This window comes from Noviherbaspirillum aerium (assembly GCF_008929045.1).
Classification (GTDB): Bacteria; Pseudomonadota; Gammaproteobacteria; order Burkholderiales; family Burkholderiaceae_D; genus Noviherbaspirillum; species Noviherbaspirillum aerium.
The window spans coordinates 543,675-556,745 of the sequence record NZ_VFAH01000001.1 but is presented as its reverse complement, the minus strand read 5'-3'; the positions used below and the strand labels follow the sequence as shown (position 1 = coordinate 556,745).

The following is a 13,071-nucleotide window of genomic DNA, read 5'->3' as shown; positions in this document are numbered from 1 at the left end:
GATTCGTTACTGCAAGAATGACATGGCTCGGAATGTGCCGTACTTTAACATGGCAGATCCGAGCCGGCGTGGCTTGGCGGCAAAGTAGGCGCTTACAATACCGCAGCGTAGATGCAAAAGCCAAGTCGGCCGATTTCAGCCCGACCCAGCCCGCGCCTAGCCCATCCCATTTCATTTCATGCAAGCTTGAAGACGCCCACCGTGGCGGCAAGATTGTTTGCCTGCTGCTGCATCGCCGATGCCGCAGCGGCAGCCTCCTCGACGAGAGCGGCGTTCTGCTGCGTCGTGCCGTCCATGTCCGCGACCGCCGCATGCACCTGCTCGATGCCCGCCGTCTGCTCCTGGCTGGCCGTGCTGATTTCGCCGATGATGTCGTTGACCCGGTGCACGCTGGCTACTACCTCCTTCATGGTCTCGCCCGCCTTGTCGACGAGGCCGGTGCCCGCCTCGACGCGTTGCATGGAGTCGCTGATGAGTTCCTTGATTTCCCTTGCCGCCGCCGCCGAGCGCTGCGCAAGTGTGCGCACTTCCGTCGCCACGACGGCAAAACCCCTGCCCTGCTCACCGGCCCGCGCCGCTTCGACCGCCGCATTGAGCGCCAGGATATTGGTCTGGAAGGCGATGCCGTCAATGACCGAAATGATGTCGGCGATGCGCCGCGCCGAGTCGTTGATTGAGGCCATCGTCTGCACTACCTGCGACACCACCGCGCCGGCCTGCGCCGCCACTTCCGATGCGGAACCGGCCAGCTGACTTGCCTGGCGGGCATTGTCGGCATTCTGGCGCACGGTGCCGGTCAATTCTTCCATCGACGAGGCTGTCTCTTCGAGCGAACTGGCCTGACGCTCGGTGCGCGCCGACAGATCATGGTTGCCGGCCGAAATCTGCGACGATGCCGCGGCGATCGTATCGGTGCCGCTGCGCACGTCGGCTACGATGCGGGAAAGGCTGGCATTCATTTCGCTGAGCGAGCGCAGCAGCTGGGCGGTCTCGTCGCTGCCGGCGGCGTTGATGCGGGTACGCAGGTCGCCCGATGCGACCGTCTGCGCGAATTGCACCGCCTGGCTCAGCGGTCGCGTGATGCTGCGGCTGAGCCAGACCGTGACAATCGCACCGATGACGGCGGCCAGCAGCGTGCTCGTCAGCAGCAGCAATGCGGCATTGTCAACGCGTACGCTGGCGGCCTTGGCGGCCGCCTCCGCCTTGCGCCTGGACTGTTCCACTACATAGGCGACGATGTCGTCGATCTTCTTCGTGGGTGCGCGGTCCATGCCCTTGACTTCGGCATCGACCAGGGGGGCGCTGTCCGGATTGGCGCTGTCATACTTGCCGAGCGCCTGGAGATAGCGTTCGCCCAACGTGCGATGCGCGCTCGCGGCATCGTCCACCAGCGCGATGTCCAGGCCAAGGTCCTGCATGGTCTTCCTGAGCTGCTGCAACTGATCCTGGGTCTGCTTGCCGGTCTTGACGAAATCGTCGCGGTATTTGGCGAACAGCGCCGGATCGCCGCCGCGCAGCAGGATGTTCTTCCATTCCTGCACCTGGATCTTGAACTGCACCTGCGCCGTTCTGGCCTGATTGATGGCTTCCTGCATTTGCGTGGCACTGCGCAGGTCGGCGGTTTCGGCGCGATGGCCGGCTTCCAGCGTCAGCCATGCCTGCAGGCCGATGGCGATGAGTGCTGCCAGCAGGCATCCGGCCAGCAAGGCAAGGCGGGTGCCGATTTTCAAATGATTGAGTCGCATGGGATTGCTTGAAAAGGATAAGGGAATTAGAAAATCAGAATAGCACTTGAAAACAAAGCTTGCATGGTGGAAATGCGTTGCGTTGTCCCGTGACTGCTCGGTGCCAATTGAAATTCCGGACGTTGCACCAAACGAGTGCGGCGCAGGCCTTGCATCGACGTCAAAAGCCGATGAAATCCTGTGTCCGGAGCCGCGGCACCGCAAAATCGATGAAGGCGCGCACCCGCGCAGACAGCAGCTTGGAATGCGGATAGAGGAAGTGGATCGGCAGCGGCTCGGACTCATACCTGCGCAGGATGGGCTTGAGTTCGCCGGCGCGTACCGGCGCCTGGACCATGTACGACAGGAAGGCGCCGATGCCGAGACCATCGCGGCAGGCATTGATGGCCGCATCGACGGAATTGGTCATCAGGCGCGGGGTGAAGCGCACTGTCAGGTCGCGGCCGTTCTCCCGAAAATGCCATTCCGACAGCACGCTGCGTCCGGTGAAGCGGATGCCGGCATGGCCGGCGAGCTCGTTCGGATGCTTCGGCATGCCATGCTGCCTGAGGTAGGCCGGACTGGCGCAGAAGACCCTTTGCAGCTGTCCGGCCGGAACCGCATGCAGGGTGGAGTCGGCCAGGTGCCCGATGCGTACCGCGAGATCGACGCCCTCCTCGATCAGGTCGATGCTGCGGTCGAGCAGCAGCATTTCCACCGACAGCGCCGGATGCAGGCGCATGAATTCCGCCACCAGCGGCGCCACATGCAATCGACCGAACAGCACCGGCGCCGTCAGCACCAGCTTGCCCCTCGGCTCGGCCTTGGCATCGAACAGCGCTTCCTCCGCCTCTTCCAGCTGGCCGAGCGCCGTCTTGCAGATCGCCAGGTAGCGCAGGCCTTCATCGGTCAGATGGATGCGCCGGGTGGTGCGGTTGAACAAGCGCACGCCGAGGCTGGCTTCCAGTTCGGCCAGCCTGCGCACCACGGTCGGCAGCGACATGTCGAGCGCATCCGCCGCCGCGGTTAAGCTGCCGCGCTCGGCGATGGCGATGAAGGTCTGGATGCCGCGAAGTTTATCCATGGCGCTAAGGCACGATGCCATCGTTCGATGATTACTCCGGATTATGAAGCAATTTGCTTTGTTCCCTGCCATTTATTCAGCAATCCGCACGAGGCAGAATGGCTGCCGTGATGTTCACTTCAACAAGGAGCCTGTCATGCCCGACACCATCAAGCTGTACCGCAGCATCGTTTCCGGACACGCGCATCGCGCCGAACTGTTCCTGTCGCTGCTCGATCTGCCGTATGAAGCCATCGACATCGACCTGCGCGCCGGCCAGCAGAAAAGCGAGGAATTCCTCAGGCTCAATCCCTTCGGCCAGGTGCCGGTGATTGACGACGCCGGCACCATCGTCAGCGACTCCAACGCCATCCTGGTCTATCTCGCGCGCAAATATGGCGGCGACGCCTGGCTGCCGCCCGATCCGGTCGGCGCGGCCAATGTCCAGCGCTGGCTCTCGGTGGCCTCCGGCGAAATCGCCTTCGGCCCGGGATTGGCGCGCATCGGCAAGCAGTTCGGCCGCCCGGTCAACATGGAAGCGGCGACCGATCTGGCACACCGCCTGTTCAAGCTGATGGAAACGCATTTGCAGGCGCGCAGCTATCTCGCGGCCGACCATCCGACCATTGCCGACATCGCCGCCTACAGCTACATTGCCCGCGCCCCGGAAGGCGATGTCTCGCTGGCGCCTTATCCTGCCCTGCGCGCATGGCTGCAGCGCATCGAGTCGCTGCCGCGATTTCTGCCGATGATCGAACTCGTCAAGCCTGCGGCAAGCGCCGCCTAGGAGGTCCCATGGAAACCAAGCTTCCCGCCGATTCGCGCAATCCGGCGCCGTTTCACCGCGGCGAGATGGATGCCCAGGAACGGGCCGGCGTGCGCGAGCAGATGGCCAGGGTCGGCGCCGTCGTCATGCGCGACTACATGCCGGAGCAGCACCGCGAATTTTTCCCGCTGCTGCCGACGCTGCTCCTGGGCGGCGTCGACCGGCATGATGAAGTCTGGGCTTCCATCCTCTGGGGCGAGCCCGGCTTCGTCAGCTCGCCCGACAAGCGGACCCTGCGCATCGAGGCGCTGCCGGCGGCGCAGGATCCGCTGGCCGACTCGATGCAGCCCGGACGGCGCCTCGGCGCGCTCGGGCTGCAGTTCGAGACGCGCCGCCGCAACCGCGCCAACGGCATCATCAGCGACCTGGACGGGCACGGCTTCACGCTGGCGGTGCAGCAAAGCTTCGGCAACTGCCCGAAGTACATCCAGACGCGCGAGATCGCGAACGCGGCCGCTGAAGCGACCGGCGGCGAGGTGCTGACAGGAGACGGCGCGCTGCCGCGGGAAGCGGCTGCGCTGATCCGGCGCAGCGACACCTTTTTCATTGCAACCGCCGCCGAAGCCGCCACCGGCGCCGCGCACGGGGTGGATGTGTCGCATCGCGGCGGCAGGCCCGGATTCGTCTCGGTGGATGCCGACGGCACCCTTTGCTGGCCGGATTTCGTCGGCAACAATTTTTTCAACACCATCGGCAACCTGACCGCGGACGGCCGCGCCGGCCTCCTGTTCATCGATTTTGCGCAGGGCGACCTCCTGCAGCTGACCGGCAGCGCTTCGGTGGAATGGGAAGGCGAACGGCTGCGACGGTTTGCCGGAGCCAAGCGCCTGCTGCGCTTTTCGGGAACGCGCTGGCTGCTGCGAAAGAAGGCTTTTCCGCTGCGCTGGGCGCTGCAGGAACCATCGCCGCACCTCGACCATACCGGCGTCTGGGATCAGTAAGGCGCAAGCTTTCCTTGCGCGCAGGCGATCGCATCATCGAGCCGGTCGTCGCCCCAGAACATCTCTTCGCCCACGAAGAAAGTCGGCGCACCGAAGATGCCGCGCCGCCGTGCTTGTTCGGTCTGGCGGCGCAGGGCAAGCTTGTTGTCCTCGCCCTGGGCATCATGGATGATGCCGTCCGGATCGCCGACCAGCGGCTGCAGCGCGAGCCTGACGCTCGCGACGGAGTCGATCTCCATGTCATCGACCCAGTTCTGCCGCATCACGGCGCGGCAGAAGGCCGGCAGCCACTCTTGCTGCGTGCCGAGCAGGGCTACGCGCAGCGGCAGCACCGCCGAACGCGGAAAGCGGCTCGGCTTGTTGAACGGCAGTCCATGCTTTGCCGCCTGCCTCGCCATGTCGCGCCACACATAGCGGCCCTTCTCTTCCTGCAGCACGAACGGCGAGCTGCTCCAGCCGAAGTCGCGAAAGATCGGCCCCAGCAGGAAAGGCCGCCATGCGATATCGACGCCGGCATTGCGTGCCAGCGCTTCGATGCGCATCACGCTCAGATAGCTGTAGTTGCTGCCGAACTCGAACCAGAATTCGATCGAGGGCTTTTGCGCGGCGGCATCGGGTACGGTGGTATTCATGGCTAGTCCAGTATCACCAGGCAGCGTGCCTCGATGCTGCGCCGCGGCGGCGCATCCTCCGGCGCCAGCGGATCGTCGAAGGCGCAGTGCGGCGTCATGCGCGCCGTGCTGTCGAGGCGAGAATCGAAGGACACGAAGACCAGCATGTCTTCCGGCGTCATGGCCGGATAGTAGTACCAGCGATGGCCGTCCGCATATCGGCCGAGATAGATTTCTCCCTTGCGGTCCGGATAGATCAGGTCCGCACATGCCCAATCCTGCATCGCGAAACTGCGCGCGTCGCACAGTGCCAGCGGCGTATCGATGGCGGCATGCGCCACCGGCCGCCAGAAATTCAGGATCAGGAAGGGATGGTCCTGCGCCATTTCCGGCATCAGCTGCCGCAGGCGGCGCGGACCCGACGATTCGGTGTAGTCGTTATGCACGCGCCCCAGCGCCGTGGGCGTCGGCAAGGCGGCTTCGCGGCCGAAGCCCAGTGCCGTCCGGCCCGCTTCGCGCTGCCGCAACTGATGATCGAATACCAGCGCATGCAGGCCGCCGGTAAGCTCGAGCGCGAGCTGTTCCAGTTCTCGGTAATAGACTCCCTGCACCTGCGCAGCGTCATTGAAGTCCGCGACCTTGCTCGGGCAGTCGAGCAATTCGAAGCCATTGTCTTCCAGAGACAGCGATGCCGCCACCCGCCGGGCATTGACGATGCGGCAGGCGCGCTGCTCGTAATCGGTGTTGTGCCAGGCAGCGCCGGCCGGCGGCGGCGTCATGTACTGGTAGGGCTTGTCCTGCGACGGCGCGAGATAGCCGAGGTTTCCCGTGACAAAGGCATGCTGCTGCATTTGCGCTGCATGGGCATTCATGTTGCCTCCTGTTTCCGATGGCATGGTGCAGCTCGTCGCATGACAGAATTTCATGCGATAGAATCACTGCAGACATCTCCAGTGTATCTAACGTGTGTGCCGCCTCAAGCGCAATTTATGCATGCCTCGCATGCGCCACAGGCATGCAAAACCATGAAGGCCTTCCATGAGCAAGCTCCTCGCCCTGCCCCCGCTGGACGCCCTGCGCGGTTTCGTCGCGGTGGCGCGCCGCATGAGCATCACGCTCGCGGCGCAGGATCTCTGCCTTACCCAGTCGGCACTGAGCCGGCAGGTACAGGCGCTGGAGGCGCATTTCGGCACGCCGCTCCTGGTGCGCAAGCACCGCGCCATCGCGCTCACGCAAGTCGGCGAGCAATTGTTCGAAATGGCTTCCCCCTGGCTGGACCGCATCGGCGAATTTTCCGAGTCGGTGCGCGGCGGATCACGGCCCCGGCCGGTGACGATCACCGCCAGCATCGGTGTGACCTCGCTGTGGATTCTTCCCTGGCTCGGCGCTTTCCAGAGCACGCATCCCGGGATCGACGTGCGGGTCGCCGCGCATAACAGCGTGCTCGATCTCGTTCAGGAAGGCATCGACCTGGCAATCCGCTATTGCCGGCAGGCGCAGGCGCCGGCCGGTGCGGTGAGACTGTTCCATGAACAGGTGGTGCCGGTTGCGCATCCGGCGCTTGCGCAGAAGGCATTCGCCAGCGACGAGGCGCTGCTGCAGCAGGTGTTGCTGGAATGGGATGAGCGCGGCCGGCCGTGGCTCCGCTGGTCGGACTGGCTGGGCACCAAGGGCCTGTCCGATGCGAGGCCGCGCCGCTTCCTGCATTTCAACCAGTACGACCAGGTGATACAGGCCGCACTGGACGGACATGGCGTGGCGCTCGGCCGGCTTGCGCTGGTCAGGCCGATGCTCAGGGACGGCCGTCTGGTTGCGCATCCCGGCGCCGATGCCGGCGTCAGCGATTACGCCTACTGGCTGGTGCGGGCTCCCGGAGCCGGGCGTGCCGAGGTCGGCATCCTGTATGACTGGATACTGCAGCGGGTCGAGGCGGGAGCGGACTGAGCAGGCCTGCGTTCCGCCCGCGGCGCTCCATGCTCAATGGGCAACCGCCCCTTTCCTGAATGCCTTCTTGTACAGGTGAACAAGCCCGAGAACGATCGAGCCGACCACCAGGCCGATCAGCATGTTGATCAGCAGCGGCGTGCCGAATGCGAGGATGCTGCCGACCGTGGGAAGCGCCTGTGCCTTGTGCTCGGCGTTTTCCACAAAGTGATGCAGGAACGGAAAGCCGTGAGCGATGATGCCGCCGCCGACAAGGAACATGGCGGCGGTGCCGACGATGGACAGGGTTTTCATCAGATAGGGCGTCACCCACAGGATGAAACGTCCCATGCCTTGCCGGGCCTTGCTGACGCCGGAACTGAGGTAGATGCCCAGATCGTCCAGCTTGACCACGCCGGCGACCACAAGATACACCCCGACCGTGAAGAGAATGGAAATGGCCACCAGCACGGTGGCCTGGGTCATGAACGGGGCGCCCTGCATGGTGCCCAGGGAAATCGCGACGATTTCCGCGCTCAGGATGAAATCCGTCCTCACTGCGCCCTTGATTTTTTCCTTTTCCGCGGCAAGCAGTTGCTCCGGCGACAGCTGGACATGATTCACCAGTTCGGTGTGGTGTGCCTTGTCTTCTTCCTTGGAATGCAGCAGCTTGTGAAAGACTTTTTCCACGCCTTCAAAGCACAGAAAAGCGCCGCCTATCATCAGCAGCGGCGTCAATGACCAGGGTGCGAAGGCAACCAGCAAGAGCGCGATCGGAACCAGGATCGCCTTGTTGATTGCCGATCCCTTGGCAACCGACCAGACAACCGGCAGCTCGCGGCTTGGCGCAAAGCCTGTCACCTGGTTCGCGTTCAACGCGATGTCATCCCCCAGCACGCCCGCGGTTTTCTTCGCGGCGACTTTCGACATGACGGCAATATCATCCGCCAACAGGGTGATGTCATCGAGCAGGGTGAGCAAGCTTGCGGCCATGGTGGAATCCTTTTTTGTATGCGTATCGATAATTCATGTTGATGAAAACACCGCCGGACACGACTTTTGCTGAAAATCGGGCAAGTTTTTCAAAGTCTTCGTAATAAGGAAAAACCTGCGGCCTTGCGCTGGCGGGCATAGTCGGGGAGTTCAAGCGTGTCATGCACGGAGAATGCCCCTCTGGCAGTCACTGCTCAATGCATGCGATTCATTCATGCCTGAAAACAAGGCATTGTATTTTTAACCACTCCGCCCGGTACAGCAAGCTTTTTGCCAGCCCGCACATGCCAGCCCTGTCGTCCATGCCGGAAGGCTTGTCCATGACCGTCAACCCAAGCCCGCCATGCATCTTCCGGCAGCCGACGCAGCGCGCTGCCTTCGGCACGGTCCAGTGCGGTATTGCCTCGGATCCGACCATGCAAGAAATGTGACTGCCCGGTGCGGCCGCGCCGTCATGCTTCCCATGGTCAACGCGGCGCAGCAAAAGAAAAAGGCACCTTGCGGTGCCTTTCTTGTAGAGCGGAAAGTGAAGCCGATGATCAGCGATCGGGCATCAGGCCGCCAGGCGCTTCTCCAGCTGCGCCTTGGTCGACTCCAGCTCGCTCGGCAAGTGGTACTTCAGCTTGTCGAACAATTCCTCGTGCAGCTTGAGCTCGGCTTCCCATGCGGCCTTGTCGATCGAGGTGATGCGGTCGAACTGCTCGCGGGTGAAGTCGATGCCTTCCCACTGCAGGTCTTCATAGCGCGGAGTGACGCCGAAGATGTGCTCGCTGCCGCCGGCATTGCCTTCGATGCGGTCCAGCATCCACTTGAGCACGCGCATGTTGTCGCCGAAGCCCGGCCAGACGAACTTGCCGTTCTCATCGGTGCGGAACCAGTTGACGCAGAAGATCTTCGGCATTTCCGCCGGCGATGCAGCCACCTTCTTGCCGATGTTGAGCCAGTGCTGGAAATAGTCGCTCATGTTGTAGCCCATGAACGGCAGCATCGCGAACGGATCGCGGCGCACCACGCCTTGCTGGCCGGCAGCGGCGGCAGTGGTCTCCGAACCCATGGTCGCGGCCATGTACACGCCTTCCACCCAGTTGCGGGCTTCAGTTACCAGCGGCACGGTGGTCGAACGGCGGCCGCCGAAAATGAAGGCCGAGATCGGCACGCCGGCCGGATCGTCCCAGGCCGGATCGATGACCGGATTCTGGGTCGCGGCCACGGTGAAGCGCGCGTTCGGATGCGCAGCCTTGCGGCCGGTTTCCTTGGCGATTTCCGGTGTCCAGTCCTTGCCTTGCCAGTCGATCAGGTGCGCCGGCGCTTCCTTGGTCATGCCTTCCCACCAGACATCGCCGTCGTCGGTCAGCGCGACGTTGGTGAAGATGGTGTTGGCGTTGAGCGATGCCATGCAGTTGGCATTGGAATTGGCATTGGTGCCCGGCGCCACGCCGAAATAGCCGGCTTCCGGATTGATCGCATACAGGCGGCCGTCGGCGCCCGGCTTGATCCAGGCGATGTCGTCGCCGATGGTGGTCACCTTCCAGCCGTTGAAGGCCTTGGGCGGAATCAGCATGGCGAAGTTGGTCTTGCCGCAGGCGGACGGGAAGGCCGCCGCCACGTAATGCTTCTTGCCTTCCGGCGATTCGACGCCGAGGATCAGCATGTGCTCGGCCAGCCAGCCCTGGTCGCGGCCCATGGTGGAAGCGATGCGCAGCGCAAAGCATTTCTTGCCCAGCAGCGCGTTGCCGCCGTAGCCGGAACCGAAGGACCAGATTTCGCGGGTTTCCGGATAATGGACGATGTACTTGGTGTCGTTGCAAGGCCACGGCACATCCTGCTCGCCGCGGGCCAGCGGCTTGCCAACGGTGTGCACGCAGGGCACGAAGTCGCCGTCGGTGCCGAGCACGTCGTACACGGCCTTGCCCATGCGGGTCATGATGCGCATGTTGACCGCGACATACGGCGAATCGGACAGCTCAACGCCGATATGGGCGATCGGCGAACCGAGCGGGCCCATCGAGAACGGCACCACATACATGGTGCGGCCGCGCATGCAGCCGTCGAACAGGCCGTTGAGGGTGACGCGCATTTCCGCGGGAGCAACCCAGTTGTTGGTCGGGCCGGCGTCTTCCTGCTTGGCGGAACAGATGTAGGTACGGTCTTCGACGCGCGCCACGTCCGACGGATCGGAGCAGGCGAGATAGCTGTTCGGGCGCTTGGCCTCGTTGAGCTTTTTCAGGGTGCCGGCGGCAACCATCTCCGCGCACAGGCGATCGTACTCTTCCTGCGAGCCGTCGCACCAGTAGATGCGCTCGGGTTTTGTAAGGGCGGCGATTTCCGTAACCCAGTTGATCAGCTTCTGCTGTTTGACATAGCTAGGTGCATTCACGGTTGCGATGCCTCCCATTACGGGTTGGTTCATAAGTACTTCCTCCAATGCCAATAAAGAATTCTGTCTTGTCCCGGCACGGCAGGATCGTCGTCAGCTTTTGGCTCGGCTGGCGAAGCATGCCAGCGGTACGGCGGTCTTGTCGGAGGCGATCATGTCATGACCGCGCAACGGCCCGAAAAATGGAATAATCAAACGGGCTGGTGGGTTCACAATGTCGTTGACAAAGCGAAAAATAGGAGCCGATTGTACACGCCGGGATACCCGTGCTCAATGATTTACAACAAAAATGTAGGAAAAATTGTTGAGTTTTGTAGTAAGGATTTATCGATTTTCCGCATAGTCGTATTTTTCTTACGAATCTGTTAAAAAATTGTAAAACAAACATGAAAATTGCCATTCTCGACGACTACCAGGACTGCGTCCGCCAGCTCGACTGTTTCCGATTACTCGACGGTCATGAAGTCAAGGTCTTCAACAATAGCGCGCGCGGCATCGGCCAGCTTGCGATACGTCTAGCGGAGTTCGAGGCGCTGGTGCTGATACGCGAAAGAACCGCGATCACGCGAGCCCTGCTCTCCAGGCTGCCCAATCTGAAGCTGATTTCCCAAACCGGCAAGGTCAGCGGCCATGTAGACGTCGCGGCCGCCAGCGAGCGCCGGATCGCCATCGTCGAAGGCGTCGGCGATCCGACCGCGCCGGCCGAGCTGGCATGGGCGCTGATCATGGCGTCCTCGCGCAAGATTCCCCAGTACGCGGCCAACCTGCGCGACGGCTTGTGGCAAACCGCATCGGTGACGCCGGAGCTCAATACCTTGGGCACGGTGCTCAAGGGACGCACGCTGGCGGTCTGGGGTTACGGCCGCATCGGCAAAATGGTGGCGGGCTATGGCAAGGCATTCGGCATGCGGGTCATCGTCTGGGGCCGCGACGCCAGCCGCGACGCCGCCGCGCGCGACGGTTTCGAAGCCGCCGCATCGCGCGAAGCCTTCTTCGAGCAGGCCGATGTGCTGTCGCTGCACCTGCGGCTCAACGATGCGACGCGCGGCATCGTCACCGGCGATGATTTGATGCGGATGAAGCGCTCCGCCCTGTTCGTTAATACCAGCCGCGCCGAACTGGTGGCGGAAGGCGCGCTCGATGCCGCCTTGCGCGCCGGCCATCCCGGCTTCGCCGCGCTCGACGTCTTCGAAACCGAGCCGCTGCCGTCCGACTCGCCGCTGCTGCGCTATGCCAACGTGCTGGCCACGCCGCATCTCGGCTATGTGGAAAAGGACAGTTACGAGCTTTACTTCGGCGCGGCATTCCGCAACATCGTCGACTTCGCCAACGGCACGCCGAAGAACGTGCTCAATCCGGAAGCGCTCGCCTGAACAGCAGGGATGGAAGCCGCTGCATGACCGCGTCGAGCGGATTGCCGGCGCGGTTCCGCATGACGCCGGGTTCAAGCGCAAGCCGGAGCCTCGCCTGTCCGACCGCCTCCATCAGAACCAGGCCGCCGTTCGGCACCACGGTGGCGTGGCCCGCGTGCAGCATCAGATCTTCCTGTTCGCCGTGAAAGGTGATCCATGCAATGCCTTCGACGCATGTCAGCTGCAAGCCGGACGCATGGCGAAGGCGCACCGGCTTGTTTTCTTCGAGTTGGCAGTCGACATGCGCGGATGACAGCATCCGCCGCAGATGCGCCGGGTTCAGTGTTGCACAAGCGGTTGCATTGACCGGGTCTGATGAAAGCGCGGACGAGCGCCCTCCTGTCCACCATGTGGGCATGATCTTTACTCCATAAGCAATAAAAGGGAAACGGGACCCTGCGTCAGACGACGCAGATGAACTGGTTCAGGGACACCGAGCACCGGACGCGCCGCAGCTCAATGGCCCCGAGTAATTCGCTTGGAGGAAATGGAAGGACAGGACAGCAGGGAAATGCATGCGCCGCAATGAAGTGCCGCCGTACCGGTGGACGGTACGGAAACGGGATTCATCGAAAAGAGGCGTGAGGCGGGCATGGAATTGATCATGCCAAGCGATCAACATAAAGGCAAGAAGTTTCTCGCAGCGAAATGCAAGGCGTCGGCGCACACGGCAAGCTCGCATTGTCTATCCGATGTCAACAAATCCGCGCGCGGCATTGCCTAGAATGGATTGACCGACACGTTCAGGAGATCGCCATGCATTGCGTTGCACAGATTCTCAAGACCAAGCAGGACAACAGGGTGTATACGATCGCGCCGGATGCCAAGGTGATCGATGCGATCAAGCTGATGGCGGAAAGAGGCATCGGCGCGCTGCTGGTGATGGAAAGGGACAACATTGTCGGCATCGTCACCGAGCGCGACTATGCGCGCAAGGTGGTGCTCAGGGGCAGGACCGCCACCGAAACGCCGGTGCGCGACATCATGACTACCGAGGTCATGTATGTGCGTCCCGATACCACCAACGAGCAATGCATGGCCCTGATGACCGAGAACCGGCTGCGCCATCTGCCCGTCATCGACAACGGCAAGCTGGCCGGACTGATCTCCATCGGCGATCTGGTCAAGGACATCATTTCGGAACAGCAATTCATCATCGAGCAGCTCGAGCACTACATTCGCGGCGAGCGCTGAAGCAAGA

General features: G+C 62.6%; 12 protein-coding genes. 5 read left to right on the top strand and 7 right to left on the bottom strand.

From position 1 onward, the window contains the following. Nucleotides 1-176: 176 nt before the first annotated feature. Together FH061_RS02490 and FH061_RS02485 are read right to left on the bottom strand one after the other, a co-directional pair. Complete coding sequence (locus FH061_RS02490) at nucleotides 177-1,745, bottom strand: methyl-accepting chemotaxis protein (RefSeq protein ID WP_151632595.1); 1,569 nt, start codon at nucleotides 1,743-1,745, stop codon at nucleotides 177-179. Nucleotides 1,746-1,905: 160 nt separating this feature from the next. Continuing rightward, nucleotides 1,906-2,808: a LysR substrate-binding domain-containing protein gene (locus tag FH061_RS02485; protein ID WP_151632593.1), complete on the bottom strand. Its 903-nt coding sequence runs from the start codon at nucleotides 2,806-2,808 to the stop codon at nucleotides 1,906-1,908. 136 nt (nucleotides 2,809-2,944) lie between these two features. Here FH061_RS02485 and FH061_RS02480 point away from each other — a divergent pair, with 136 nt between their 5' ends. Continuing rightward, nucleotides 2,945-3,574, top strand: coding sequence for a glutathione S-transferase family protein (locus FH061_RS02480; protein WP_151632591.1), 630 nt, complete (start codon nucleotides 2,945-2,947; stop codon nucleotides 3,572-3,574). Nucleotides 3,575-3,582: 8 nt separating this feature from the next. After that, nucleotides 3,583-4,554: a pyridoxamine 5'-phosphate oxidase family protein gene (locus FH061_RS02475; protein ID WP_151632589.1), complete on the top strand. Its 972-nt coding sequence runs from the start codon at nucleotides 3,583-3,585 to the stop codon at nucleotides 4,552-4,554. Here the strand turns inward: FH061_RS02475 and FH061_RS02470 are convergent. Further along, nucleotides 4,548-5,186 carry a 2-hydroxychromene-2-carboxylate isomerase gene (locus FH061_RS02470; RefSeq protein ID WP_151632587.1) on the bottom strand — a complete coding sequence of 213 codons (639 nt, stop codon included), beginning with the start codon at nucleotides 5,184-5,186 and terminating at the stop codon, nucleotides 4,548-4,550. The genes FH061_RS02475 and FH061_RS02470 overlap by 7 nt on opposite strands. A 2-nt stretch (nucleotides 5,187-5,188) precedes the next feature. Next, entirely contained in the window at nucleotides 5,189-6,037 is an 849-nt protein-coding gene (locus tag FH061_RS02465; protein WP_151632585.1) for a CmcJ/NvfI family oxidoreductase, read from the bottom strand. Nucleotides 6,038-6,203: 166 nt separating this feature from the next. On the opposite strand from FH061_RS02465, the gene FH061_RS02460 reads away from it, so the two are divergent. After that, nucleotides 6,204-7,109, top strand: a complete 906-nt coding sequence (locus FH061_RS02460) for a LysR substrate-binding domain-containing protein (RefSeq protein WP_151632583.1) — start codon at nucleotides 6,204-6,206, stop codon at nucleotides 7,107-7,109. 33 nt (nucleotides 7,110-7,142) lie between these two features. Here FH061_RS02460 and FH061_RS02455 read toward each other — a convergent pair whose 3' ends face one another. Together FH061_RS02455 and FH061_RS02450 are read right to left on the bottom strand one after the other, a co-directional pair. Continuing rightward, entirely contained in the window at nucleotides 7,143-8,081 is a 939-nt protein-coding gene (locus tag FH061_RS02455) for a DUF808 domain-containing protein (RefSeq protein WP_151632581.1), read from the bottom strand. A gap of 553 nt (nucleotides 8,082-8,634) precedes the next feature. Then, nucleotides 8,635-10,491: a phosphoenolpyruvate carboxykinase (GTP) gene (locus FH061_RS02450; RefSeq protein WP_151632579.1), complete on the bottom strand. Its 1,857-nt coding sequence runs from the start codon at nucleotides 10,489-10,491 to the stop codon at nucleotides 8,635-8,637. Nucleotides 10,492-10,844: 353 nt separating this feature from the next. Here FH061_RS02450 and FH061_RS02445 point away from each other — a divergent pair, with 353 nt between their 5' ends. After that, on the top strand, nucleotides 10,845-11,831 hold the full coding sequence (locus tag FH061_RS02445; RefSeq protein WP_151632577.1) for a D-2-hydroxyacid dehydrogenase family protein: 987 nt from the start codon (nucleotides 10,845-10,847) through the stop codon (nucleotides 11,829-11,831). Here FH061_RS02445 and FH061_RS02440 read toward each other — a convergent pair. After that, nucleotides 11,809-12,228: a DUF2917 domain-containing protein gene (locus FH061_RS02440; protein WP_151632575.1), complete on the bottom strand. Its 420-nt coding sequence runs from the start codon at nucleotides 12,226-12,228 to the stop codon at nucleotides 11,809-11,811. The two genes, FH061_RS02445 and FH061_RS02440, sit on opposite strands and share 23 nt — an antisense overlap. Before the next feature lie 398 nt (nucleotides 12,229-12,626). On the opposite strand from FH061_RS02440, the gene FH061_RS02435 reads away from it, so the two are divergent. Then, nucleotides 12,627-13,064, top strand: coding sequence for a CBS domain-containing protein (locus FH061_RS02435; RefSeq protein WP_151632573.1), 438 nt, complete (start codon nucleotides 12,627-12,629; stop codon nucleotides 13,062-13,064). The last annotated feature ends 7 nt before the right edge of the window (nucleotides 13,065-13,071 follow it).

Excerpts from the sequence above, each read along its gene's own strand:
- FH061_RS02490 (WP_151632595.1), bottom strand. The coding sequence starts at position 1,745 with ATGCGACTCAATCATTTGAAAATCGGCACCCGCCTTGCCTTGCTGGCC.
- FH061_RS02485 (WP_151632593.1), bottom strand. The coding sequence starts at position 2,808 with ATGGATAAACTTCGCGGCATCCAGACCTTCATCGCCATCGCCGAGCGC.
- FH061_RS02480 (WP_151632591.1), top strand. The coding sequence starts at position 2,945 with ATGCCCGACACCATCAAGCTGTACCGCAGCATCGTTTCCGGACACGCG.
- FH061_RS02475 (WP_151632589.1), top strand. The coding sequence starts at position 3,583 with ATGGAAACCAAGCTTCCCGCCGATTCGCGCAATCCGGCGCCGTTTCAC.
- FH061_RS02470 (WP_151632587.1), bottom strand. The coding sequence starts at position 5,186 with ATGAATACCACCGTACCCGATGCCGCCGCGCAAAAGCCCTCGATCGAA.
- FH061_RS02465 (WP_151632585.1), bottom strand. The coding sequence starts at position 6,037 with ATGAATGCCCATGCAGCGCAAATGCAGCAGCATGCCTTTGTCACGGGA.
- FH061_RS02460 (WP_151632583.1), top strand. The coding sequence starts at position 6,204 with ATGAGCAAGCTCCTCGCCCTGCCCCCGCTGGACGCCCTGCGCGGTTTC.
- FH061_RS02455 (WP_151632581.1), bottom strand. The coding sequence starts at position 8,081 with ATGGCCGCAAGCTTGCTCACCCTGCTCGATGACATCACCCTGTTGGCG.
- FH061_RS02450 (WP_151632579.1), bottom strand. The coding sequence starts at position 10,491 with ATGAACCAACCCGTAATGGGAGGCATCGCAACCGTGAATGCACCTAGC.
- FH061_RS02445 (WP_151632577.1), top strand. The coding sequence starts at position 10,845 with ATGAAAATTGCCATTCTCGACGACTACCAGGACTGCGTCCGCCAGCTC.
- FH061_RS02440 (WP_151632575.1), bottom strand. The coding sequence starts at position 12,228 with ATGCCCACATGGTGGACAGGAGGGCGCTCGTCCGCGCTTTCATCAGAC.
- FH061_RS02435 (WP_151632573.1), top strand. The coding sequence starts at position 12,627 with ATGCATTGCGTTGCACAGATTCTCAAGACCAAGCAGGACAACAGGGTG.